23 protein-coding genes and 3 tRNA genes are annotated in these 23,140 nt (G+C 40.0%); 10 read left to right on the forward strand and 16 right to left on the reverse strand.

Translation table 11 applies throughout. The annotated features are described in order from the left end of the window. Positions 1-139: 139 nt before the first annotated feature. From SANK73390_RS16985 to cysB, 3 genes are all read right to left on the reverse strand, one after another. A complete protein-coding gene (locus SANK73390_RS16985; protein WP_462767571.1) occupies positions 140-2,926 on the reverse strand; it encodes a collagenase in 2,787 nt (928 codons plus the stop codon). 230 nt (positions 2,927-3,156) lie between these two features. Continuing rightward, on the reverse strand, positions 3,157-4,623 hold the full coding sequence (locus SANK73390_RS16990; RefSeq protein ID WP_462767573.1) for an amidohydrolase family protein: 1,467 nt from the start codon (positions 4,621-4,623) through the stop codon (positions 3,157-3,159). 126 nt (positions 4,624-4,749) lie between these two features. Next, complete coding sequence (cysB, locus tag SANK73390_RS16995; protein ID WP_261592784.1) at positions 4,750-5,727, reverse strand: HTH-type transcriptional regulator CysB; 978 nt, start codon at positions 5,725-5,727, stop codon at positions 4,750-4,752. 284 nt (positions 5,728-6,011) lie between these two features. On the opposite strand from cysB, the gene SANK73390_RS17000 reads away from it, so the two are divergent. Continuing rightward, positions 6,012-6,773: a hypothetical protein gene (locus SANK73390_RS17000; RefSeq protein WP_462767576.1), complete on the forward strand. Its 762-nt coding sequence runs from the start codon at positions 6,012-6,014 to the stop codon at positions 6,771-6,773. Positions 6,774-6,799: 26 nt separating this feature from the next. Here the strand turns inward: SANK73390_RS17000 and SANK73390_RS17005 are convergent, their stop codons facing one another. Further along, complete coding sequence (locus SANK73390_RS17005; protein ID WP_462767578.1) at positions 6,800-8,074, reverse strand: NCS2 family permease; 1,275 nt, start codon at positions 8,072-8,074, stop codon at positions 6,800-6,802. Positions 8,075-8,210: 136 nt separating this feature from the next. Here SANK73390_RS17005 and SANK73390_RS17010 point away from each other — a divergent pair, with 136 nt between their 5' ends. The 3 genes from SANK73390_RS17010 (at position 8,211) to SANK73390_RS17020 (ending at position 9,737) form a co-directional block, all read left to right on the forward strand. Next, entirely contained in the window at positions 8,211-8,660 is a 450-nt protein-coding gene (locus SANK73390_RS17010; RefSeq protein ID WP_462767580.1) for a tetratricopeptide repeat protein, read from the forward strand. 168 nt (positions 8,661-8,828) lie between these two features. Beyond that, entirely contained in the window at positions 8,829-9,266 is a 438-nt protein-coding gene (locus SANK73390_RS17015) for a SulA-like leucine-rich domain-containing protein (RefSeq protein ID WP_462767582.1), read from the forward strand. A gap of 12 nt (positions 9,267-9,278) precedes the next feature. Further along, positions 9,279-9,737 carry a YchJ family protein gene (locus tag SANK73390_RS17020; RefSeq protein ID WP_462767585.1) on the forward strand — a complete coding sequence of 153 codons (459 nt, stop codon included), beginning with the start codon at positions 9,279-9,281 and terminating at the stop codon, positions 9,735-9,737. 350 nt (positions 9,738-10,087) lie between these two features. On the opposite strand, the gene SANK73390_RS17025 is transcribed toward SANK73390_RS17020, so the two are convergent. Further along, positions 10,088-10,609, reverse strand: a complete 522-nt coding sequence (locus SANK73390_RS17025; protein ID WP_462767587.1) for a VC2046/SO_2500 family protein — start codon at positions 10,607-10,609, stop codon at positions 10,088-10,090. Positions 10,610-10,721: 112 nt separating this feature from the next. Here SANK73390_RS17025 and SANK73390_RS17030 point away from each other — a divergent pair. Next, positions 10,722-10,806 (forward strand) — tRNA-Tyr (locus SANK73390_RS17030). Between the two features lie 3 nt (positions 10,807-10,809). Here the strand turns inward: SANK73390_RS17030 and SANK73390_RS17035 are convergent. Further along, entirely contained in the window at positions 10,810-11,487 is a 678-nt protein-coding gene (locus SANK73390_RS17035) for a M48 family metallopeptidase (RefSeq protein WP_462767589.1), read from the reverse strand. A gap of 92 nt (positions 11,488-11,579) precedes the next feature. Here SANK73390_RS17035 and SANK73390_RS17040 point away from each other — a divergent pair, with 92 nt between their 5' ends. Then, positions 11,580-12,560, forward strand: a complete 981-nt coding sequence (locus SANK73390_RS17040; protein WP_462767591.1) for an ion channel — start codon at positions 11,580-11,582, stop codon at positions 12,558-12,560. Positions 12,561-12,572: 12 nt separating this feature from the next. On the opposite strand, the gene SANK73390_RS17045 is transcribed toward SANK73390_RS17040, so the two are convergent. Then, on the reverse strand, positions 12,573-13,199 hold the full coding sequence (locus SANK73390_RS17045; RefSeq protein ID WP_462767593.1) for an HD domain-containing protein: 627 nt from the start codon (positions 13,197-13,199) through the stop codon (positions 12,573-12,575). Positions 13,200-13,347: 148 nt separating this feature from the next. On the opposite strand from SANK73390_RS17045, the gene SANK73390_RS17050 reads away from it, so the two are divergent. From SANK73390_RS17050 to SANK73390_RS17065, 4 genes are all read left to right on the forward strand, one after another. Next, the gene (locus SANK73390_RS17050) at positions 13,348-14,538 is read left to right on the forward strand and encodes a class I SAM-dependent methyltransferase (RefSeq protein ID WP_462767595.1); all 1,191 of its coding nucleotides are present in this window, start codon (positions 13,348-13,350) and stop codon (positions 14,536-14,538) included. A gap of 201 nt (positions 14,539-14,739) precedes the next feature. Beyond that, a complete protein-coding gene (locus SANK73390_RS17055; protein ID WP_261592773.1) occupies positions 14,740-14,985 on the forward strand; it encodes a hypothetical protein in 246 nt (81 codons plus the stop codon). After that, on the forward strand, positions 14,982-15,323 hold the full coding sequence (locus SANK73390_RS17060) for a serine hydrolase domain-containing protein (protein ID WP_462767597.1): 342 nt from the start codon (positions 14,982-14,984) through the stop codon (positions 15,321-15,323). The genes SANK73390_RS17055 and SANK73390_RS17060 overlap by 4 nt, the downstream gene beginning before the upstream one ends. 50 nt (positions 15,324-15,373) lie before the next feature. Beyond that, positions 15,374-15,643 (forward strand): serine hydrolase domain-containing protein, encoded by a 270-nt coding sequence (locus tag SANK73390_RS17065; protein ID WP_315942784.1) that lies wholly within the window; start codon positions 15,374-15,376, stop codon positions 15,641-15,643. 350 nt (positions 15,644-15,993) lie between these two features. Here SANK73390_RS17065 and SANK73390_RS17070 read toward each other — a convergent pair. The 9 genes from SANK73390_RS17070 to tolQ form a co-directional block, all read right to left on the reverse strand. Beyond that, a tRNA-Ser gene (locus SANK73390_RS17070) sits at positions 15,994-16,083 on the reverse strand. Between the two features lie 95 nt (positions 16,084-16,178). Then, positions 16,179-17,219 (reverse strand): quinolinate synthase NadA, encoded by a 1,041-nt coding sequence (gene nadA / locus SANK73390_RS17075; RefSeq protein ID WP_462767616.1) that lies wholly within the window; start codon positions 17,217-17,219, stop codon positions 16,179-16,181. A gap of 136 nt (positions 17,220-17,355) precedes the next feature. Next, positions 17,356-17,431 (reverse strand) — tRNA-Lys (locus SANK73390_RS17080). A 152-nt stretch (positions 17,432-17,583) separates the two neighbouring features. Continuing rightward, positions 17,584-18,342 (reverse strand): tol-pal system protein YbgF, encoded by a 759-nt coding sequence (gene ybgF / locus SANK73390_RS17085; protein ID WP_462767600.1) that lies wholly within the window; start codon positions 18,340-18,342, stop codon positions 17,584-17,586. A 16-nt stretch (positions 18,343-18,358) separates the two neighbouring features. Continuing rightward, positions 18,359-18,895 (reverse strand): peptidoglycan-associated lipoprotein Pal, encoded by a 537-nt coding sequence (gene pal / locus SANK73390_RS17090; RefSeq protein ID WP_261592768.1) that lies wholly within the window; start codon positions 18,893-18,895, stop codon positions 18,359-18,361. A gap of 41 nt (positions 18,896-18,936) precedes the next feature. Then, the gene (tolB, locus tag SANK73390_RS17095; protein ID WP_462767602.1) at positions 18,937-20,292 is read right to left on the reverse strand and encodes a Tol-Pal system beta propeller repeat protein TolB; all 1,356 of its coding nucleotides are present in this window, start codon (positions 20,290-20,292) and stop codon (positions 18,937-18,939) included. Between the two features lie 9 nt (positions 20,293-20,301). Next, positions 20,302-21,240, reverse strand: a complete 939-nt coding sequence (gene tolA, locus SANK73390_RS17100) for a cell envelope integrity protein TolA (RefSeq protein ID WP_462767604.1) — start codon at positions 21,238-21,240, stop codon at positions 20,302-20,304. A 2-nt stretch (positions 21,241-21,242) separates the two neighbouring features. Then, positions 21,243-21,668, reverse strand: a complete 426-nt coding sequence (tolR, locus tag SANK73390_RS17105; RefSeq protein ID WP_261592765.1) for a protein TolR — start codon at positions 21,666-21,668, stop codon at positions 21,243-21,245. 1 nt (position 21,669) lies between these two features. Next, positions 21,670-22,359: a protein TolQ gene (gene tolQ / locus SANK73390_RS17110; RefSeq protein WP_462767606.1), complete on the reverse strand. Its 690-nt coding sequence runs from the start codon at positions 22,357-22,359 to the stop codon at positions 21,670-21,672. Positions 22,360-23,140 lie beyond the last annotated feature (781 nt).

Below are 23,140 nucleotides of genomic sequence, written 5' to 3' on the forward strand. Positions count from 1 at the left end.
TATAGACTTGCTCTAAGAATAGCTGCTCGATATATACAGTTTTAACTAGCGGTTGACACAATGCAACCATTAAACTCTTTAATCTTTAACCTATATATTGTACATAAACGGCAAGTGCCGCTTATGTACCAGCTCATAACTAAAAACAACCACCGTCGTTATAAGTTACTTTTAATGATGCAGCTTGGCTGTTACCTGACACTTTCAAGTAACCCCAATATTGGGGTTGTGTGCTAACACTTATACATTCAGCATTACCTTGATTCTCAGATTTATCATCAATATTAGTGCCATCCGGCCAACCAGCATTACTGTACTCAAGCGTTAAGTCTCCACTGCCATTGGCAGTTTCAATTCTAATCATATTTTGCCCACTAACATTTTCAAGGCTAAACCACATGACCGACTCATTCGCTAAACAAATAAGCTCACCATCATTGGCTCGCCCTCCTGTTTTCGCTGCTTGTGTTTGACACGCATCCGGCAAAGAAGCAATAGGTGCCTCATAATTCGCTACTAACTCAACATTGTTAAAATCGTTATAGCCTCTTATCATCACAAAATACTGCCCCGACTGAGGTGCTAAAAATTGGCATTGCTCCGTATTACCCCCAACATATGGACGGCAGTCATAGCTAGTAAGCGTAGGTTCACTACCGTAACGGACATAAAGATCTGCATCACCACCTCCTTCGGATATGCTAAAACTTAAGTTACTGGCTTCTTGCGGCACATTCAGCACAAATAACAATTGCTCATTTTGCTGACCTGAGATACTGACTACCTGAGCACGTTGCAATACGGGTATACTCTGCCCTTGAATAATAGTTGCTGTAGTAGTTGCAATGCTTGCAGCACCTTCGGCATCTGTAACAGTTAATGTAACAGAATATTCACCTTCATTTTCATAAGTATAAGATGGGTTAGCTTGTTCACTTTGCTTACCATCACCAAAATCCCACAAATAACTTGCAATTGGCCCTTGTGCATCAGTGCTACCAGTACTTGAGAAATCAATCGGCTCGCCAGAAACACCTTCATATGGACCATTCACCTGAGCAACCGGAGCCGTGTTATCACCCATTGCAAGCTCTTGTGTCCATTGTGTAAACTCATTACCATACTGCACTTGCCATGTATTGAGTAACAACTTATATCCAGACCAATTACCTACTCTAGTTTCGTTAAGCATTTTACTTAATTCATCATTATGACGTTCAAACATAAACCGTACGGCTAAATAGCCCCAGCGATAAATTCGGTCTTGATCGAAGCCATCATAAGTGGTTGCAAACACTTGTTCCAGATCATAGACAGACCCATCTTTTATCGTATCAATGGCTTTTTGATTATCATTCAGGTTAGCGGTGTATTCAGCGACGCCTTCGCTCCACCAAACAATATCTTCTGTAGGTGCGTTAAACCCACCATATAAGTCAAAACGACCATCCAGATAATGAACATACTCATGTTCTAAATTCCACACATAATGGTCCGCTTTTGCATAGCTGGCCTCATAGGCGACGAAGTTAGCTTGATTGCCAACTTGGCTTGGGTCTCCCTCTAAGTACATGCCCCCATTGTTAGTATCAATTTTAAAAATAGCCTTAGCATATTTTTTATAGTCGCCGCTGCTATTAAAAATATTTACCTGCAAGAATGCATTATTATCATCTGCAACAGGCGTTTGATTTGTCGCTAAACGCGTGTGGAAGCGCGCCTCTTCTGCTGCCATAGTACTGCATGCTGACGACAGCTGCTGTGATGTCATTTCTTGTGAACGAATACGGATCGTATCACTACACTGATGGGCTTGAGAAAGCACCTGTTGTGTTAACGTATCCTCAAAATCACAAATTCCAAATTCACTACAATCTGCGTAATATGATGCGACATCTGCTGCATTAAGCCACAACGCATCACCAAAACCGTAACTTTTATACGTTGAGAAAATCGCTTTCAAACCGATGGTAACCACTTCATCAATATCACCACCATACTGCTTGAGCCTAGCCAGTTCACCTGATGCATTGACGATTAAAAATTCTGAATCAGAATTAATCATCCAAGATTTTTGCGTAAAATTTGCTAGTAAGTTTGCCAAAGCAGTATCTTTTTTAATATTTTCTACATAATCATCATTCCATTGACCTCGGAACAAAATAGTGAAAATACCATTTACGGCATTACGCATATTACGATTACTTGCATAGTTTTCATCAAAGCGCATTAGCCACTGACGAACAACTTCAACATACTCATGTTGTAGCTCAGCACTATCCATCGTCGTGATCACTTCTTGTAGTACTTTACCATGTTCATTATTGTTGCTATAAAAACTGGCATTATTCACAAAAGCATCGATGGCACTTTTCACTTTTACAGTCACGCTTGTGTCAAACGACACTGAATCATTGTAAAACGCGACATAAAACCCAGCGCGAATAAATAGAAAAAGCGCCTTTAAATCATCGCTCCCATCCCCGCCATAATTTGTAGCTAAAGTACGAGCATGCTCAGCAATATTGTTCATTTTTGTATTAGTAAAAATAGCTATTTGTGTATTACTATTTGCTGAAAACAACTCATTAACACAATTACTTCCTTGTAACTTAATTTGCTCAATCAACTGCATACCGGACACGTTAGCAAGCGCATCAATATCACAGCTTTGCTGAGCATCAGATGTCATCAGCTGACTCAACTGAAGTTGTGGGTTTATATTGGCATAGTTAATCAACTGTGATGCAGCAACAGGCGCTCTTTCATCTTGCTTTTTATGCTCATGGCCATGATAAATATGTGAAATTGCCTCTACTGAATGAGGGTGCATAAGCGCAGGCTGCTGGCGCTCTAAAGCAAAAAGACTTTGACTAAGTCCAAGTCCCAAAATAGGCAAAGAGCAAATAATTTTTTTCAGTTTCATATTGTGTACCTTCGTATGTTGTGTATCCAAGCCCAGAAATAACGGACACCACATTGTTAACACAAAATATACAATGCATACAATATATTATATATAACATAAGAGAATAAGCGAATGGAGCGAATGATATAAAAGGCTTAAACGCGACATTCAGAAAAGCCAAATAAATTTAAGCTTTTGAAAGTTGGAGGAATTTTAATTTTTGATAAGCGGGATTGTCACGCAGATTGTTATTTATTCGCGTAACAGTCTATAACAGCAAAGTCTCTCCAACAATCACCGGTGCCTAGCGGATCATCAGACAAGAGAACAAAATTAGCGCTTTGCCCTTCTTGTAACTTCCCTGCGTTACACCCTAAGTGTATGGCACTGGCATTTGTCACAGCATGAAGTGATTGCTCTTTTGAAAGGCATTGTTCTGGCAATAGCACGCGTTCGTGACGGGTATAGCACCCAGGGGCATATTCCATTATTCTCGTGCTTGCTTGCTCTGCTGCTCTCATTAGGTTTAATGGTTGAGCCGGAAAGCCCGATTGTAAACAAACATTGTAACCTTGGTCTACAAGCTGTTGGCACGGTTGTAATAAAGATTGCCCATGATAGCTTTGTACCCATTCGTAACCGCAATAGCCCACTTGCCCAATATCTATAACTATAGAGCGACTGAGCTCTTTTGATGCGTCATTAATATGCTCACCAAGACATGCTAAGCTGTTGAGCTCTTGCAACCAACTATGCTTGGGCTCAACCAGATTAATATGTTGTATGGTAGGCTGATATTGAGCTAAAACTTTGCGTGCAAAGGGATGTGTGTCTATCACACCCAAATGAGTAACCCCTTGCCTAAGTGCTGTCGCTATCACTTTTTCGATATTCGTGTATATATTATCAAGTTGCATCTGCATATGGGCTTCAGGTAAGCTGCCTGCAAGCCATACGAGCTGTTCATTATACAAACCTTTTTGTTGGTGGATTAAATCAAAAAATGCCGCTTTGGATGAAAATGAATTCGCATCATTACTTTTTAAATAATTATAAATTTGCTCTAATGCACTGTCATTAACGTAGGCAATTGCACTGCCAGCATCTAGTATCGCAATGGGCCTTTTGATGTCTAACTGGTTTATTAACTTGAATACTTCTTGTCTACTAATATTAACATTATGACCCAGCAAACCACTGTGTAAACCATAGCCAAGTAACCAACTTTGAGATTCTAACCCTTTATCAAGATACAGTAATGCACGCGCGATATAGCTATAACTATAATGCACCATCAACTTTTGCCAACTACAGTCCAACCCAAATGGGCCAAGATGATACCACTGCTGTAAAACAGCACTCATGACTAAATGTATGTTAGGTTCAATGAAACCTGGACAAATTGCATGACGCTCACTCAAATATTGATAGCGCACTTTTAGCTGTAAGCGCAAAACATAAGCATTGACTTCATCGACGCTACCAAGCGACTCTATTTTTCCATTGCGCACCAACATTGCATCAACAACCTCAGTGTGAGGCATAAATTGACGATATATCTTACCATAATACACGGTACATTCTGGGCTTCGGTGTGACTGTTTATTACTCGCATAGGAGCACTTAAATGAAAGCTCAGACAGTCTATCTAAAACACCATCAAAGAAGATATGATTCAAAGAAAAGCAAGAGCTTGCTTGAAGTATCCCTTCCATTAAATGCACCCAACCAAGTAGTAATACTATACTAACGTTAGTTGAATACGATAAAACCGCTATTACATGACATTACAGCCAAATGTAGTAGCTGCGCATGTTGATGTATACATGCGCATACTTACCTTACTTTACTGGTAACGTAATATCGCAAAACAACGCATCGACATCATCTTGATTACGTAATAAGCTCGCCTTTTCAACCAAGTCTTTAGTCAAGTGTGGCGCAAATCGCTCAATAAAGTCATACATATAACTTCGTAAAAAACTGCCTTTTCTAAAGCCAATTTTTGTCGTACTTGCTTCAAATAAATGACTTGCATCAATACAAACTAGGTCTTTATCAGTCAAATTATCTATGGCCATAGAAGCCAAAACCCCCACCCCTAGTCCCAAGCGTACATACGTTTTAATAACATCAGCATCTGTTGCAGTAAAAACTATATGTGGCTCAAGACCATGTGCATTGAATGCTTTATCTAGCTCTGAGCGTCCTGTAAACCCAAATACATAGGTGATCAGTGGATATTTCGCAATATCTTGTACACTGAGATTATGTACTTTTTGGGCAAGTGGGTGATCTTTTGCAACCACAATACTACGATTCCAATGATAACAAGGAAGCATTACTAAATCGGAGTACAAATGAAGCGCTTCAGTTGCAATAGCAAAATCAGCATCACCACGCGCAGCTGCATCCGAAATTTGCTGTGGAGTACCTTGGTGCATATGTAATGACACTGCCGGGTATTTGTTCATAAACCCTTGAATAACACTGGGTAACGCGTAGCGCGCCTGTGTATGGGTAGTTGCAATATTCAGTTTACCTTGGTCAGGCAGCGTATGCTCATTAGCAACAGCTTTTATACCCTCTACCTTAGATAAAATCTCGCGGGCAATATTAATAATTTCATTACCCGCGTTTGTAACATGAGTAAGGTGTTTACCACTGCGACCAAAGATTTGCACACCCAGTTCATCCTCAAGCATTCTAACTTGTTTGGATATGCCTGGTTGAGATGTATATAGGCTTTCAGCTGTCGCTGATACATTTAGGTTGTGATTTAAAACTTCTACAATATATCTAAGTTGTTGTAATTTCATAGCTTATTTTTCTTATTAGTTTTACAAGGCAATGATCACGACGCGCCAAAAGTTTAAACTTGAGACAAAGCCAATCTATCCTAGGCTAGCATAGTTACATCTAACGAGATAGCTTTACAGCTATATTATTGTATAGCATCAAATATTTATTAGATGGTCTATAATAATAAAAGGTTATTTTTTAAAAAAATTTAATCCATATGAACGGAAAACTGTTCAGAATGCAATTAATTGATGTAATATAAAAATTCAACTTTTGAGTCGTAGTCTAAGAGAAGTCATTTATGTTTGTTTCTATCATTATTATGTTGATTGTTGCTTTGATCGTCATTGCTGTATGGGTCAGTGCAGTTCAGCAGCACCGAGAGAAGCAAGAAGGCGAGCGAAGAAAAGAGCTAGCTAAACAAAAAAAAGTCATTGAAGAATCTGAAGACATCATTGTTAACAGCTGCAATATCCCTATGTCTGAAGTTATTTTGCGCGTATTGCAACGCAGAGTTTACGATGCACTCAATTTAATGGTTGAGTTGTCACCAACAAATAAAGAGCTTAAGAACCGTTTAAATGAAGCAAAAGAGCGTTTAAATACAGCCCTTGACCCTGACATGCAAGCCGATGCGCTAAGTTTGCCTGATGCAGACAAGCAGCTTATTGCATTGGTTCAAGGAATAAAACGGCTGAGAAACGTATTACGTTCTGAGCATTCCAAAGGTAAAGTAGACACACAATTATTTGTTGCAGAAGACCGCCGCCTAGAGAAGCTACAATTACGCATTAATGTTGAAAGCCAAATTAAACGTGGTGTATCTGCACGCACAGCGAACATGGTAGGGTCTGCACGTCAGTACTTTGAAAAAGCTTATGCAACAATCAATGCAGTTACTTATAGCGATGAGTACGTTGCTGAAAAGAAAGCTATCTTAGAAACATATTTAAACGAAATTAGTACTGAGCTCAAGGCGTCTAACGCCTCTGCTGTGAAAAAGAAAAAAGAAAAAGAGCAAGACGACTTAGATGTATTGTTCGCCCCTAAGAAGAAGTGGTAAGTTACCACTTCTTATCGCTTTTGCCCTTACTCAAATGCAAATTTAACGACAAATAACAACGTTAATAACCATACACTGACACTCACCTCTTGGACTTTATTACACACTACCTTAACCACAGTGTAAGCGATAAAGCCAAGTGCAATGCCATGTGCAATTGAAAAGGTCAGTGGTGTCATCAACAATACAACGCTCACCGGAATAGCGTCACTCATATCATCCCAATTAACAAATTTTAGATTTTGTAGCATTAAAACCGCCACATACAATATTGCACCAGCGGTTGCATAAGCAGGAACCATTTTTGCCAAGGGTGCAAAAAACATCATTAATAAAAAGCACATACCAACAATTACAGCTGTTAACCCAGTTTTGCCACCAACTGACACACCTGAGACTGACTCTATATAAGATGTTGTAGTGGACGTACCAAGCATTGAACCTGCAATTGTTGCTGTACTATCAGCTGACAAGGCTCGTCCTAATCGTGGCATTTTACCATGTTCATCTGCCAATCCCGCTTTATGTGTTACAGCAACTAAAGTGCCTGACGTATCAAATAAGTCAACAAATAAGAATGCAAATACCACACTCAGCATCGATAGCTCCAATGCGCTGCTAATATCTAACTCCAGCAAAGTAGGCACTATACTCGGTGGGGCTGATATGAAACCTTGGTAAGAAACTAAATCTAAACTCCAAGCAATACTCGTCACTAAAAAGATACTGATTAAAACTGCACTTTTTATCTCTCTAAACATCAGTGAGGCAATAATAAAAAAGCTAAATATGGCCAGCAGTGGACCCGCCTGAGTAATATCACCAAGCTGTACTAATGTTGCGGGACTCGCCACAATAATACCTGCATTTTTAAGTGCGATAAGCGCCAAAAATGCGCCAATACCTGTCGCAATTGCTTGCTTCAATACCAGAGGTATTGCTTGGATAACCCACTCTCTGACTTTAAATATACTTAACAATAAAAATAAGCAACCGGATAAAAATACTGCCCCTAATGCTGATTGCCATGTATGACCCATCCCCAAAACCACACCATACGTAAAGAATGCGTTGAGCCCCATACCTGGTGCCAGAGCAAGCGGGTAATTTGCCCAAAACCCCATAATAAAGCAGCCTATTGCAGCGGCGATACACGTTGCTACAAACGCAGCGCCCATATCGATGCCTGCTTGAGCAAGCATGGGTGGGTTAACAAAAATGATATAGACCATAGTAACAAAGGTTGTCAGCCCCGCTACAATTTCGGTTTTTACTGTGGAACCTTGCTGGCGTATGGACAAAAATGCGTTCTAACATAACGAAAGTTTTAAAATTGGAAACAAGTGATTGGATTTTAACATAAACCACTGGTTTATTCGGACAATTTAGTTAAAATTCAACTACACTTGCTTATAGGTTTATTATTGCGGTTAGACTATGGAACGAGAACAATTTGAAAATTCATCAAGCCAAGATTTGGAGCAACAACTACTTAATGTGCTGAGCTTTGTCACAGCACCTTTAAATAGTGAGGCTAAATTACCTGAGGACAATGACCCACAAGCAGCATTTAAAAAGGGCTTATACTACCTTAAAGAGCAATCTTACCCGCTTGCTGCAAAATGGTTTAGGCTGGCAGCTATGTCGGGCAATAATAAAGCGCAGTTTTATCTGGGATTGTTATTTGTAAAAGGGCAAGGCGTACCTCAGAGCCCGTTTCATGGTATGGCTTGGCTAACACTTGCTCAAAGCCAAGGTATGGAAGCTGCAAATGCAATGATAGAACAACTCAAACCCCACCTTTCGACTAAACGTATTAAAGACGCCCATTGCTATGCTGCAACATTGTACGAGCAAATACATCAACTCACGTTTATTCAGCCTTAATACAAGCACCCTAAAAGTTATTAATTTCAATACTATGACTATTTTATTATGCTGCTATGTGCGCTTAAGTAAATAAGTTTGTATAAAAAACTGACAATTTTTCCTTGCATCCAACAACTGTATAAACTACTGTATATAAATACTGTATATAACACCAGTGAGTTGATTATGTTACACACAAGTTCAGTTTTGAGCGTATCTTCCGGTTTATCGCAAGTTTCGGCAACTAACCATCATCATGTAAAAATTGAGGACGATATATGTGCCAGTTTAGAGTTATTAAAAATTGTACATCAACGTAATCAAAAAAAGGGCTGGACGTTATTGATTGCTCCAGACAATATCCCCAGCAAAAGCATGATGGATAGCTACTCTGTAGATGCCAGCAAATTATTGGTGATAAGACGAAAGCATATTGTTGATTTAAATTATGTACTCACATCTGCGCTAAATAATGGTAACTTTGCTGCGGTAATCACATGGGTTGACATACTCGGCCCTTCTGAACTTGAGAATATGCACTTACCTAACTCAAACACAGATATCTTTTGTTTTTCTAAAGCCAAGCAACAAGAAACATGTACAATACCCGAATTGATATCTTAATTTATATACACCATGTGCCATTGCCCAAGTGATTCCCCATTTAAACAATGTTGCGGGCCATTCATTGAAAAGTCGCAACATCCAACAACCGCAGAGCAACTTATGCGCTCTCGTTATAGTGCTTATTGCACTAAAAATGCTCAATATATAAGAAATAGCTATGCTCAAAGTGAGCAACATAATCATAGTATTGAAGATATTTTAGCTTTTGCTGATGCTGTTGAGTTTATTAAACTCGAAATATTAGCTACTGAAGATACACAAGAAGGTAGCTACGTTGAATTTAAAGCTGTTTATATCGCTGATAATAAATCATGTATGCTTCATGAAAAATCTTTTTTTATCAAAGAGTCTGAGCAGTGGAAATATCTTAATGGCACCATTTACCCTACTCCTGAAAAAAAGATAAGTAGAAACGATGACTGCCCTTGTGGTAGCGGTAAAAAATTTAAAAAATGCCATAGCAACTAGAGGCTGTTTATCTTCGAAGTATAAGTTTTTTAAATCAAAGACTTTCGATACGCGAAATGAGCAATACAGCATAATGGCTCATGTCAGTTGCAAAGAACAAAGTCGAGGCTGGCTTTGGTTGAACTCATCGTGCAGCCAAGCTGACGATTTATACCAATTGCATTAAATAAATGCTCAGATATTGCGATAGATAAATGACTTAGTAGCAAGGCAACAATTCCGGTATGTAGTCATTCTACATAAGTCATTTTTAACACAGTTTGCGACGTCGTTTACTCGGGGCATCCCCTATCTTGCCTAAACCATAAACTCACTGCTGTAAAAACACACGAAAAATATACACACCCTAATTAAGCGGTTAGTTGCAAAGCACTTTGCATTTGCCCACCTGCAAGTTGATCATAAAAACCCGCAGCATTCATTGCAGGTCTATCCGCTTGAATGCTACCGCTTTTCATTGCCTCCAACCGCTTTCTCACTGGCAAGTCGCAATTATCGATAATAGCAAATGGAATGTGCGCTTTATCATCACGGATTGTCATTGGCTCTGGTGCTAAATACTGCTTTAACTTTAAAGTGGTTAAGCTACCTTTTTCAAGCAACTTAGCATTGTTTTGCCCAATTAACATATCAAACTGCTCAGGCGCTAAAGCTTGCTGTGGCCCAATCTGTAATTCTTTTTTGAGTGCGGACTCAGATAAGTCTGCTTCGTTTAGTTGCGTTTGAGGTAAATTAAACTGGCTAAAATCTAGCGCGTCTTGCGACAACATCGACAATAACATAGCAAAATCGGCTCTGCGATGTTCTGCCACACTCACAGACAATGCGCTACCGAGCTGATCTTCTCTGGTTAATATCACACCAAGTTGCATAGAGTTTCACCAATTAATTACAAATCTATACCTTTATCGGCATTTTTTTAAATTTCTTTAGTCCTTTTCTTTACTTAATAAGAAACTTTGATATTATCAGCGCCGTTGTTTAGGAGGGGTTCCCGAGCGGCCAAAGGGATCAGACTGTAAATCTGACGGCACTGCCTTCGCTGGTTCGAATCCAGCTCCCTCCACCATTCTTAGGTTTTGCTAATAAATAATTGTTTACCTTCATTTTTAAACCAATTTGTAGCAATTTTATAATCTTTATCATACTTTGCTACAATTGACCAAAACGCGCGATTATGTGCCAGTACATGACAATGCGCCAGTTCATGAATAAGTACATAATCTATCATTCGCTTAGGCGCACCAGCCAACAGTACATTGAACGTAAGTGCATACTGGCTTGAGCAACTCCCCCAGCGACTTTTGTACTCTCTAAACCTAACACTCCTTATTGGTGAGTCCATTTGTACACTCAGACTATGTAAACGACTGTCGACATACTGCTCCAGCTCTACATTTAATAGTTTAATAAGCGCTGTACGAATTGATTTAATTGTTGAATGCGCAACCTTACGCACAGTTACACGTTTCTGTTGATGGTCTACCCGTGAAGTCACTTGTGAATTACAAACAAAGTCGTATTCATGACCAAAGATAAGTACTTTGCCACTGACCCATGGCACTTGCTGCTGTACACCTTGTGCAAGTATTTCCTGCTGTTGTGTAACCCATAGCTTTTTACTTCTTAGCCAGCGGTCAATGCCACTTTCACACACACCATATGGCGCATATACCTGAACTCCATTATCTGTCACTTTTAACGCAACGGTGCGGCGTCTTTTACTGAGTTTTAATTGATATTCAAACATCTTAATCTAAAAATAATTGCACTAAGGCCATTCTACCCCTTAAATTAGCTGCTAATCTAATAAAATATATAGACAAAAAAGATCAGATACTTATGAGTGATAAACCATGTTGTCAGTATAAATCACCCGATGGCCAGCATTGTAAGGAAATTGATATGGGTTCAGGGTTGTGTTTTTGGCATGACTCAAAGTTTGACAAAAGTGGTTTGGAGTTAACGCAAAAGCTTGAACGCTATGCCAAGCGAGGCGGTTTATTACAAGGCCTAGAACTCAAACGCGCCAACCTTGAGGGGCTCAATTTAGTAAAATTTGGTGATAATAACGGCTATGACCTGTCGTATGGTAATTTTTATCGTGCGAATTTAAGAGGGGCACATTTATTCAATAATACGTTTCGTAGTGCTTCATTAATGAAAGCAGATCTTAGAGAAGCGAATCTGCATTGCTGTCACTTAGAGGACACCAACTTACTTGGTCTTAAATTAAGTAGCACTCGGATTGACAACCTGTATCTTGGAGATAAATTGCTTCAGGAGCAACAAGGTCTCTTAGCTTTGAAGGAAAAGCGTATAAACGATGCTAACGACTTATTTTTACAATCAGAAGAGATTTACCGTTCCTTAAGAAAAGGCGCAGAGCAACAAGGCTTATTTGAAATGGCCGGAAAGTATACCTATCAAGAACTGCGTATGCGCCATCAACAGTATCCAAAATATTCACAGCGCAGATTGGTTTCAAGCTTTATCAACTTGCTTTGCGGTTATGGTGAGAAGCCAGAAAATGTGATTCGATTTAGTTTGGCAATGATTGTTGTATGTGCATTACTCTACTTCTTATTTGGCGTTTCATATGAAGATCAGCTCTTACAACTCAATGCAGCCAACTCTATCAGCGAAAACATCAGCGCCCTACTTAATAGTTTTTATTTTAGTGTCGTTACTTTTACCACGCTAGGATATGGAGATATAACACCCATAGGAGTATCTCGATTTATCGCTGCCATTGAAGCTTTCACGGGTAGTTTTTCGTTGGCATTATTTGTGGTCGTCTTTGTTAAGCGTATGACGCGTTAAGATACATTTTACTTACTCTATTTCTTGCTTAAGCTGATCTAAAAAAGTACGCATAAAGTCAGTGCGCTTTCGTGCCTCCGCTTGTGCTGAAACAGTCTGCATTTGCTCTGCAATATGTAATAACTTTACAAAAAAGTGATCAAGCGTATAGCGCATATCATCCGCTTCTCGTAATTCGCAAAATGGGTCATCTGGATGATATAAGTGTCTCGCGATTGCGCCACCGACTTTCATACAGCGGCTCACACCTATCGCACCTAGCGCATCCATTCTATCTGCATCTTGTACAACCTTAGCCTCTAGTGTCTCAGGCATCACATTCGCACTAAAGCTATGTGCAACTATGGCATGATGAATAGCGTCTAGTTTTGACTCATCATAATCGATTGAACGCAGGAACGCGATTGCTTTATCTGCTGCAAGTTTTGACGCCCGCGGACGATCTGGGTGATTTTTAGCCACTGCGACACAGTCGTGCAACCAAGCTGCGGGCAGAACAACAGCCACATCAGCTTGCTCTTGTTCTGCTAGCTGCTTGGCGGTTTTTACCACTCTTTGTATATGGGTTAAATCATGGGCCGTATCAGCAAATATACTGTTTAACATAAAATTTTTACATGCCTGTTCTATATCTTGCATTACACTCTCTTTTAAACGTTGTTAAAGCTGCCCTTTCATACGCATATGGTTAGGATTAATTCAACACAGAACATAATTCTAGGTTGTGATTGTATGTTGGCATGGCCTTCACTAAAATGGCAAGCATTCTATTTAGTAAGGAATTTTTATGTCTTGTGCCCTGTATTTACAACCCGGTCGAGAAAAGTCTTTAAAGCGTAAACACCCTTGGGTTTTTTCTAAAGCGATCAAGAAAATAAAGGGCAAGCCTGCCTTAGGTGATACCGTCACTATTTACACTCACGATGGGCAGTATTTAGCTACCGCAGCCTATAGCCCTGAATCACAAATTCGCGCTCGTGTGTGGAGCTTTGACCAAAATGAGCAAATAGATACACAGTTCTTTATTGCTCGCCTACACAGAGCATTAGATGCGCGCCAGCAAACCATTACTGAAGGTGGGTTGTCAGGCTATCGCTTATCTGCAGCAGAGTCTGACGGCCTGCCTGGTATCACCATCGACAAGTTTGATAACTATCTTGTATGTCAGTTACTTAGTGCAGGTGCTGAGCGCCACAAAGGCGACCTACTCATGGCTTTGCGTGAAGTTTTTCCTGATTGTAATATTTATGAACGCTCAGATGTAGATGTGCGCAAAAAGGAAGGTTTAGACAAAACATCTGGCGCTCTTTGGGGGGATGCACCAACTAGTCCCGTATTGATAGAAGAAAACGGTTTCAAGATTGAGGTTGATATCATCAACGGCCACAAAACCGGGTTTTACCTTGACCAAAGAGATAGCCGTGCAGCACTGGAACGTTTTGTAAAAGACAAAGAGGTTTTAAACTGCTTTTGTTACACCGGTACATTTGGTTTATATGCGCTGCGTGGTGGCTGTGAAAAGGTTATTAATGTTGATGTATCACAACCTGCACTCGATACTGCTAAACGTAATGTCGAACACAATGATTTAGACCTTTCAAAAGCTGAATTTGTCAAACAAGATGTATTTAAATTACTACGTCAATACCGTGATGAAGGTCGTCAGTTCGATACCATCGTGATGGATCCACCAAAATTTGCAGAAAGTAAAGCTCAGCTCAATGGCGCATGTCGTGGCTACAAAGACATCAATATGATTGCCATGCAGATTTTAAAACCCGGTGGCACATTATTGACTTTTTCATGCTCTGGCTTAATGGAACAAAACCTGTTCCAAAAAGTAGTGGCTGATGCAGCGCTGGATGCAGGTAAAGAGCTATTGATTATGGAGCGTTTAAATCAAGCCGCCGATCACCCTATTGCGGGTAGTTATCCTGAAGGTTTTTACCTGAAAGGCCTAATTTGTAAGGTTTATTAATTTAGGAACCGTAAGATAAAGTGCATGATAATATGCACTTTATATTTTGCCTTGAACTGACAATCTACTGGCAACCTGCTGAAAAAACACACATCATACTAAACTGTACGCACTAGAAATGCACTGATAGGATTATTGCATTCAACTCAAATACTCTCAATTATCTAACCAAAATTCATTATAATATTTCAAGGACGCAGTATGCCAATAATCGGCTTGACACTTTTCGCACTTACCTTTATTTCAACACTCGCATCAGCCAATAATGCGTTTATAGAAAAAGAGATTAACGCTTATATGAAAGCTAATAATGTGCCCGCTTTATCGGTCGGCATTATCGAAAATGGCAAAGTGACATTGAAACAGGCATACGGGGTTTATAAGCGAGAGAATTCAGCGCCTATTACCCTGATAGCTTGTTCCAAATTGACTCCCAAACAAAAGTGATCACCAGTATCATTACACTGGCATTGATTGAAGACGGTAAATTATCATTAACTGACAACTTAAGTGAGCTGTTACCTGAGCACTTTCTAGCAATTGATAAAAACAAACTAAAACATATCACAATAGATACACTACTTAGCCACCGCTCAGGCCTACCTAACTACCCAAGTAATGTATCACGCATTGATGGTGACCCAATGAATGGCGGGTATAGTGAGCAACAACTTCTTCAAGCACTCAAAAACCTCCCGCTTAAACATGAGCCAAATAGCAAATTTGCCTATGCAAACTTTAATTATGCCCTACTAGGTTATATTCTCAGCAAAAAAATAGGCTAGTTACGCCATATAGAAAAGATGATAAAAACGCCCCAACTAAAGCATGGGACATGGGTTTATTGACGCCACATGGTGGGATGTACTCTTCTCTTGAAGGTATGCTGCAATTAATGCAACAGCAATTAGCTGCCTACAATGTCAAAAAGAATAACGCTAAAGCCTCATCACCTTTACTGTCAACACAAGTAAGCTATGCCACAGGGCTCTATGATGGCCTAGATTATGGCTATGGCATGTTCTCAGCCACAACTGAGCTTGGTTTATACCATGAGACAGTACTTTGGCATGGCGGTGACTTAGATGGCTTTGGGAGCGAATAATGCAGTGGTACTACTTACCTCAAGCGGTGCCGCGAGTTTGTTATACTTGGCAGAAAACTTATGAATCACCTGCTTAGTCGAAAAGAATAAACAAACTGGGTTACTTAACTTCCTAAAGGTTCGGTGAGGCTTATAAAAAAGGTCTCCAGCTTTGCACCACTAAACTCAACCTACTCACCCCTATCCAACAAATGCCCATCAAAAATACGTTTATTTGCAAACAAAGGAGCAATGAATCATTTTATCAGGCAAAAAGTGATTTAAAAAATGGGTGCTGTATAAAATAACAGTTGATTAAGAAAAGCTTGCTTTAAAACTATTGGAAGATATGCATTATATTGTTAGGAAAATGGCGGAGAGGGAGGGATTCGAACCCTCGATAGGGGTTAGCCTATACACGAGTTCCAGTCGTGCGCCTTCAGCCACTCAGCCACCTCTCCATCGCACTTAAAGTGCGGGGCTAATACTATGAAAAGCAACGCACTTTAGCAAGTAGTTTTTGGCTTAAATCAACCAGTTGCTCAACTATCGAGCACTACTTTTGCAAACTTGCTGAAAAATCCAGCATTCGATTTAAAGAACGCAACGCCCCTTCTCGTAAATCCATATCAACAAACACTTCTTTACCTTGAGGGTCTAACAATGCTTCTTCTATCGCTTTAAGACCATTCATTGCCATCCACGGGCAATGTGCACAACTTTTACAAGTTGCGCCTTCTCCTGCCGTTGGTGCTTCAAAGAACTCCTTTTCAGGGCACAACTGCTGCATCTTATAAAAAATGCCTCTATCTGTTGCCACAATAAACTTTTGGTTATCCATTGTTTGTGCAGCTTTAATCAACTGACTGGTAGAACCAACACTATCAGCAAGCTCCACAATCTCAGCGGGAGACTCAGGATGCACCAACACAGCCGCATCAGGGTGCAGTGCTTTCATATCTTGCAGTGCTTTAGTTTTAAACTCATCATGTACGATACAAGCACCATTCCACATGATCATATCTGCACCCGTTTGCTTTTGGATATAAGAACCAAGATGCTTATCAGGCCCCCAAATGATCTTATCGCCTTGCTCATCTAGGTGCTCAACTATTTCTAATGCACATGAAGAGGTTACAATCCAATCTGCTCGTGCTTTAACAGCTGTAGATGTATTGGCGTATACCACAACCTTTCTATCAGGGTGTTGATCACAAAATGCAGAAAACTCGTCAATCGGACAACCTACGTCTAACGAACAAGTTGCAGCCAATGTTGGCATAACCACACTCTTGTTAGGCGTTAAGATTTTTGACGTCTCTCCCATAAAACGCACGCCAGCAACAACAATGATATCTGCATCATGTTTTGCACCAAAACGCGCCATTTCTAACGAGTCGGCCACACAACCACCCGTTTCTTCAGCCAAAGCTTGAATTTCTGGGTCAGTATAATAATGGGCCACCAAAACCGCGTTTTTCTCTTTCAACAACGATTTAATGCGCGCTTTGTAGTCAGATTTTTCATCATCAGATAAAGGCGCAGGCTTAGGAGGAAAGATATAATCCTCAGGCATGATTTGTTCAGCTAAACTCATTTCTCGACCACTATAGTCACATTGCATAATTGCTGCGAATTATACGTAAATGAGCGCAACAATCCTAGTCAAAGACTAACTAAATGACAGAGATAAGAAGGAATAATTAAGAATTTTAGAAAGGAAGACTTAGAGATGGTGGGTCATGATGGACTTGAACCATCGACCAATGGATTAAAAGTCCACTGCTCTACCAACTGAGCTAATGACCCACTTAGTGCAGCAGTTTGGTCTGAACCATTCCCCTGCTGCGGGCGCTTATAATACTTATTTAAAAAATGAGTGCAACTGAAATACGTAGTTTTTTTCAGTTTTTCTGTCTAAGCGCCTAATTTTAAACCATTGTGGCAAAAAATCATGCTTTTTAGATCTTTGCAAGACGTTCTGTGGCTAATTTAGCTGCGGTCGTACTCGGGTATTCTGAGATCAATGTATTCAAAATTTGCTTTGCTAAATCTAACTTTTCTTGCTTTTCATACAACGCGCCTAATTTTAACATTGCATCAGGACGCTTGTTTGAATCTGGAAACTGTTCAACCACCATTTTAAAATGCACTAATGCATTGCCGTCATCATTTTTAATAGATAATAGCTGCCCTAACCAATAATGTGCATTAGGTATATAAACTGATTGCGGAAACGTTGTTAAAAAGCTTTGAAACTCTGGAATTGCTGCATCATAGCGCTTGTCTTGCATAATTAACGCAACAGCGCGGTCATATGCTTCATTCTCAGACAAGTTACTACTTATTGCTTGTGTTGCATCGACTGCGGCAGGAGAAACTGATGCGGTACTTGTTTGCTCATACACCTTTGATACACGATTCTCTATTTCTTGATATAGCTCACGCTGGCGCTGAAGTACTTTTTCAAGCTTATAGCTTTGCTCTTCAGTAACACCTCTCACTTGGCTGACTTCGTCTTGCAATAAGTTGAGCTGTTGTTGCAGTTCTATTTGTAACAGGTTCCGTGTTTTCATCATGCGCTCTAATTGCGCAATACGTTGCTCTACAGACCCGGAGTTTGGGTTATTTGCAGCTTCAGAAACAGGCGCGGGAGCAGCCCAAACTTGGGTGCTCCCGCTTAGTAACAGTAGAGCTGCCAAAACAGTATTCGGCTTCATAATCTCTCTTACTTAATTAGTATACAAGCACCGCACGACGGTTTTTAGCAAACGCTTCTTCCGTACGTGACTTAACCATTGGTTTCTCTTCACCATAGCTCACTACTGAGATTTGGCTATCAGATACACCTAAGCTTTGCATATACTTAGCCACTGCTTTACCACGGCTCTCGCCCAGCGCGATATTATACTCTGGTGTACCACGCTCATCTGCATGGCCTTCGATTAATACTTTAACGCTCGGGTTTTTCACCAAGAAATCAGCGTGAGCTTGTAAAAGTTCAGAATACTGGCTTTGAATCGTCGACTTATCAAAATCGAAATAAATAACTTGCTCTTGACGCAATGCGTCGTATTTTTCACGTAACTTTTCTTCTGCTGATTTTTCACGAGAAATCGTATTTACATCTACCTGATTATTCGTATCATTAGTTGCAGCCTGATTGCTTTCATTTGCTGCACCTTCATCAACACTTGAAGAAGAGCTACATGCCGCTAGCGTCATTACTGGTAGAGCCACCAATAGCGCTTTTAAAGTTTTGTTAAGTTGCATCGAGTATATTCCTATTTATAAAATTCAAATCAGCAAAGTTATTATAAAAATGGCGACCATGCCGGAGCTTTTACTTGCCCTTGTGACACGGGAAGTCGCGCTTTAAAACGACCATCCATAGACACTAAAGCTAAAACCTGCTTATTATTATGTAGCGTACTATAAATGATCATAGAACCATTTGGTGCAATACTAGGAGACTCGTCTAAACGAGTTCTCGTTAATACTTGAAATAGCCCTGATGTTAATTCTTTTTTTGCAATATGATATTTACCCAGCGTTCTATTTACCATAACCAACTGCTGACCGTCAGGTGTAATAGAGCCTGCCAAATTCATATCGCCGTCAAACGTTACACGTCTTGACCTACCTGTTTGTAAATTTAACTTATATATCTGGGCATTACCACCCCTTTCAGACGTATAAACAATTTCTTTACCATTTGGGTGCCACGATGGCTCAGTATCAATGCTGCGGTGCTTTGTTAAGCGTCTCGTTTGTTTGCTTTTAAGGTCCATAACATACACCTCAGTAGCACCACCTGCATCTTTAGAAAGTACAATTAACAGCTTTGTGCCATCAGGTGAAAATTGCGGAGCACCATTAATACCAGGAAAGCTAGTTAGAATCTCTCTTTTGCCAGTATAAAGGTCTTGAACAATGATTTGAGACTGACGATTTTCAAAAGTAACATAGGCTAGTTTATTGCCATCTGGAGACCAAGCTGGTGACATTAAAGGCTCTTTCGAGCGCAGTAAAACTTGTTCATTGTAGCCATCGTAATCAGCAACCACTAACTGATAAGGTTTTTCTTGCTCATCACGCACAATCACATAAGCAATTTTGGTACGAAATGCACCTCTTTCGCCAGTGAGTGACTCATATACAACATCACTAATTTGGTGTGCATAGCGCCTAAAACCATCACTGGTGATGATACTTTGTCTGGCCTCTTGGATATGGTCTTGGCTTTTCATTAATTGACCGTTGGACATCATGCGCGTTTCTCCGCCGGTAATTTGCGCGCGAATAACATCAATGAGCTCATACTTGACCAAGTATCGACCACCAGGCTGTTGCTCAACCGAACCCACAATAATTGCCTCAACCCCCTTATTTACCCATACATTATAATCAACGTCTTCGTCACTGGTGGGCATTTGCGGCATATCAGCCAAAGCTAATGGCTTAAACTTACCACTGCGCATTAAATCGGCCGCAATTACCTCACTTAACTGAGACGGTATTTGACCAACACCATTATATTGAAACGGCACTACCGCAATTGGGCGTGCACTATCAATGCCTTCTGTTATGACTATTTCAAGTGCAGCGTTTGCCACTCCTTGCAAGCCAAAAGCAACTATGATTAACAAGGTTTTCAGTCGGTTAAACATGAGTTTCCTTTATAAATTAGGTTTAATTGTTAGATTAATGTTTTTGAGCTTTTCAAATACATCTTTTTCTTTTGAAACCGGTAATGTATCAGCCATTCTAACAGCTCGCAAAGCTGCATCACACACGAGCTTATCACCACCAAGGGACGTGACACTGGTAACCAGACCGTTAAACGCCAAGCGAATATTCACTGTGCAGGCTTTACCACGCATTTTTTCATCTGTTAAAAGGTTTTGCTGAATACGTTGTGTTATCAACGCCTGATACTTTTCTACTTCAGTCAGTACCTGTTGCTGGCGTACCCTCGAACGCGCGGCTTGCTCTTTAGCCAATTGCTCTTGCAGCATTTTCTCTTCTAATGCTTTTTGCCGTGCTTGCTCAGCTTCTTCAGCCTTGCGTTTCTCTTGTGCTTCACGGCGCTTACGTGCTTGTTCAGCTTTGCGTAACGCATCCTCTTCTGCTTTGCGTTTAGCAGATGCTGCTTTGGCTGCTTGCTCAGCGGCTACCGTCTCTTGCTTCGCTTTTTGAGCTTGCTCACGTTGTTTTTTTTCTATTGCTCGCGCTTTTTTAGCCTGCGCCTCTGCTTGACGTTTCTCTTCCTCTTTAGCGGCGCGTTGTCGTTCTAGCGTTTTAATTCTGCGAGCTTCAGATTCACGCTCTTTCCTCGCTTGCACAGCTCGACGTTCTAAATCACGGATACGTTTTTCTTCTGCTGCTTTGTGTGCATTTTCTTTTTGCTTGAGTTCAGCAATTTTCTCTTCAACCGCATTTTGGTCAACAGCAATTGCTGATACTATTTTTTCAGATTGCTCAGTGTCAGGAACATTGAGCGTAACTTTCATCACTGTAGGAGTTGGCGTTTGAAAAGAAGCACTTACAAACAAAAAACCACCAATGGCCAAATGCAATAGAAAAGACTTTAATAATCCACTTTGTAACGAGTCCATGGTTATTCCTCAAACGACTTAGTCATTAACCCAACCGATGGTACACCCGCATTTTTCAAAAAATCCATCAATAGCAGCACTTCTTGATATGATACCTTACCAGACCCTTTAATCATCACAGGCGTATCTGGGTTTTGCTGTAATTTAAGCTTAATAATTGCTGCTACTTCAACTGCATCCATAGGCGCTTCAGGGTCAGTGCCTACGCTCACATAATAGCGGCCTTGAGAGTCAATGCTGGCAATAATAGGCGGGGCATCTTTGGTATCAACCAAATCAGATTCTTGCATTTGAGGTAAATCAACTTTTACACCATGGGTGATTAAAGGCGCGGTGGCCATAAAGATGATCAGCAACACCAACATCACATCTATGTAAGGAACTACATTTATCTCTGCAACTTGGCGACGTTTTTTTCGCACATACATGTTACTTGGCCTCTGCTGTATTTGCGGCTTGACGATGCAGAATATTAGAAAACTCTTCCATAAAGTTTACATACTGAGTTTCAACCACTTCCACATTCTTAGCAAAACGATTATATGCAATAACAGCTGGAATGGCGGCAAACAAGCCCATCGCAGTTGCAATTAGTGCCTCGGCAATCCCAGGCGCAACCATTTGTAATGTAGCTTGTTTTACTTCACCTAAGGCGATGAAGGCATTCATAATCCCCCAAACCGTACCAAATAGTCCAATGTAAGGACTAATTGAGCCAACGGTTGCTAAAAAAGACAAACCAGATTCTAATTTTTCTACTTCTCGAGATAATGCAACTCGCATTGAACGATGTGTGCCTTCAATGACCATACCAGCAGAGGGGGTACTACTCTTTTTATGACGCGCAAATTCTTTAAACCCTGCAATAAACATTGCTTCTAAACCAGTCGCTTGTGTTACCTTAGTACTTAATTCACCATACAACTTACTCAGGTCCATTCCTGACCAAAATTTTTTCTCAAACTCCCTTGCATCAATCACGGCTCGACCGATTATACCTTTACGCTGAAAGATAATAGCCCAAGATGCAATCGACATTCCAACGAGTGTTAGCATCACAAGCTGTACCAATAAACTTGCTTTTAAAATAAGATCAATAAAATTGAGTCCCGATTCCACTTAATTATACTCCTAACGATTGTTTTTTGGCTATTTTACCTGCAACTTCACTCAATTGACTATAAGCGACTATAAAGGTTCAGTTAGTTTACTCACACATGCCCGCGCTTACAATCTCATTACCATGAATTACAGCTATTTGACGACAAAGTGCGTAAAAACATAACTCCCACTGAAATCACCCTATCATTTTAATCCAAAAGGATTAGTATCCTTATTTTATAGCCAATTATAAGTGCTTATTTATTACTAGTAACTGCATAAATCATAGTCTTTATGCAAAAATCACGAATAAACCCTCAAATACTGATTGGTAATACCAATTAACAACAAATAAACTAATAATCACAGAAAACAAGCTTTAAATAAAAATTTAATCAAAACAATATCATAACAATTTATAACACTTAATTTAGCAAAAAATAAAATCACTCAAACACCTTTGATATTAGTTTTTTTTATTTGAAAGTTAAATTTTTCTAGTTTGATCAAATTTAAAATCCACTTTAATATACACCCTGTACTGAGCAAACAGCATGAGCAATGCAAAGCACAGTTATTAGTAATATGATTTCTGATTTTTCGTATTACTTTTGGTAGATGCGCAAAGGATAAAACCTAAGCCCATTTATCAACTCCCTGGATTACTTCCTTCAACTTGTTGTTTTGCCCGCTTTTTTAGCGGGCTTTTTTTTGCCTAAAATTACCGTGCTCAAGTCTATACGCTTAGCCTTAACACTCACTGAAAGCGAGTAACACTCAATTTCTAGGTTAATTAATA

It is taken from the genome of Pseudoalteromonas sp. SANK 73390 (genome assembly GCF_054966645.1).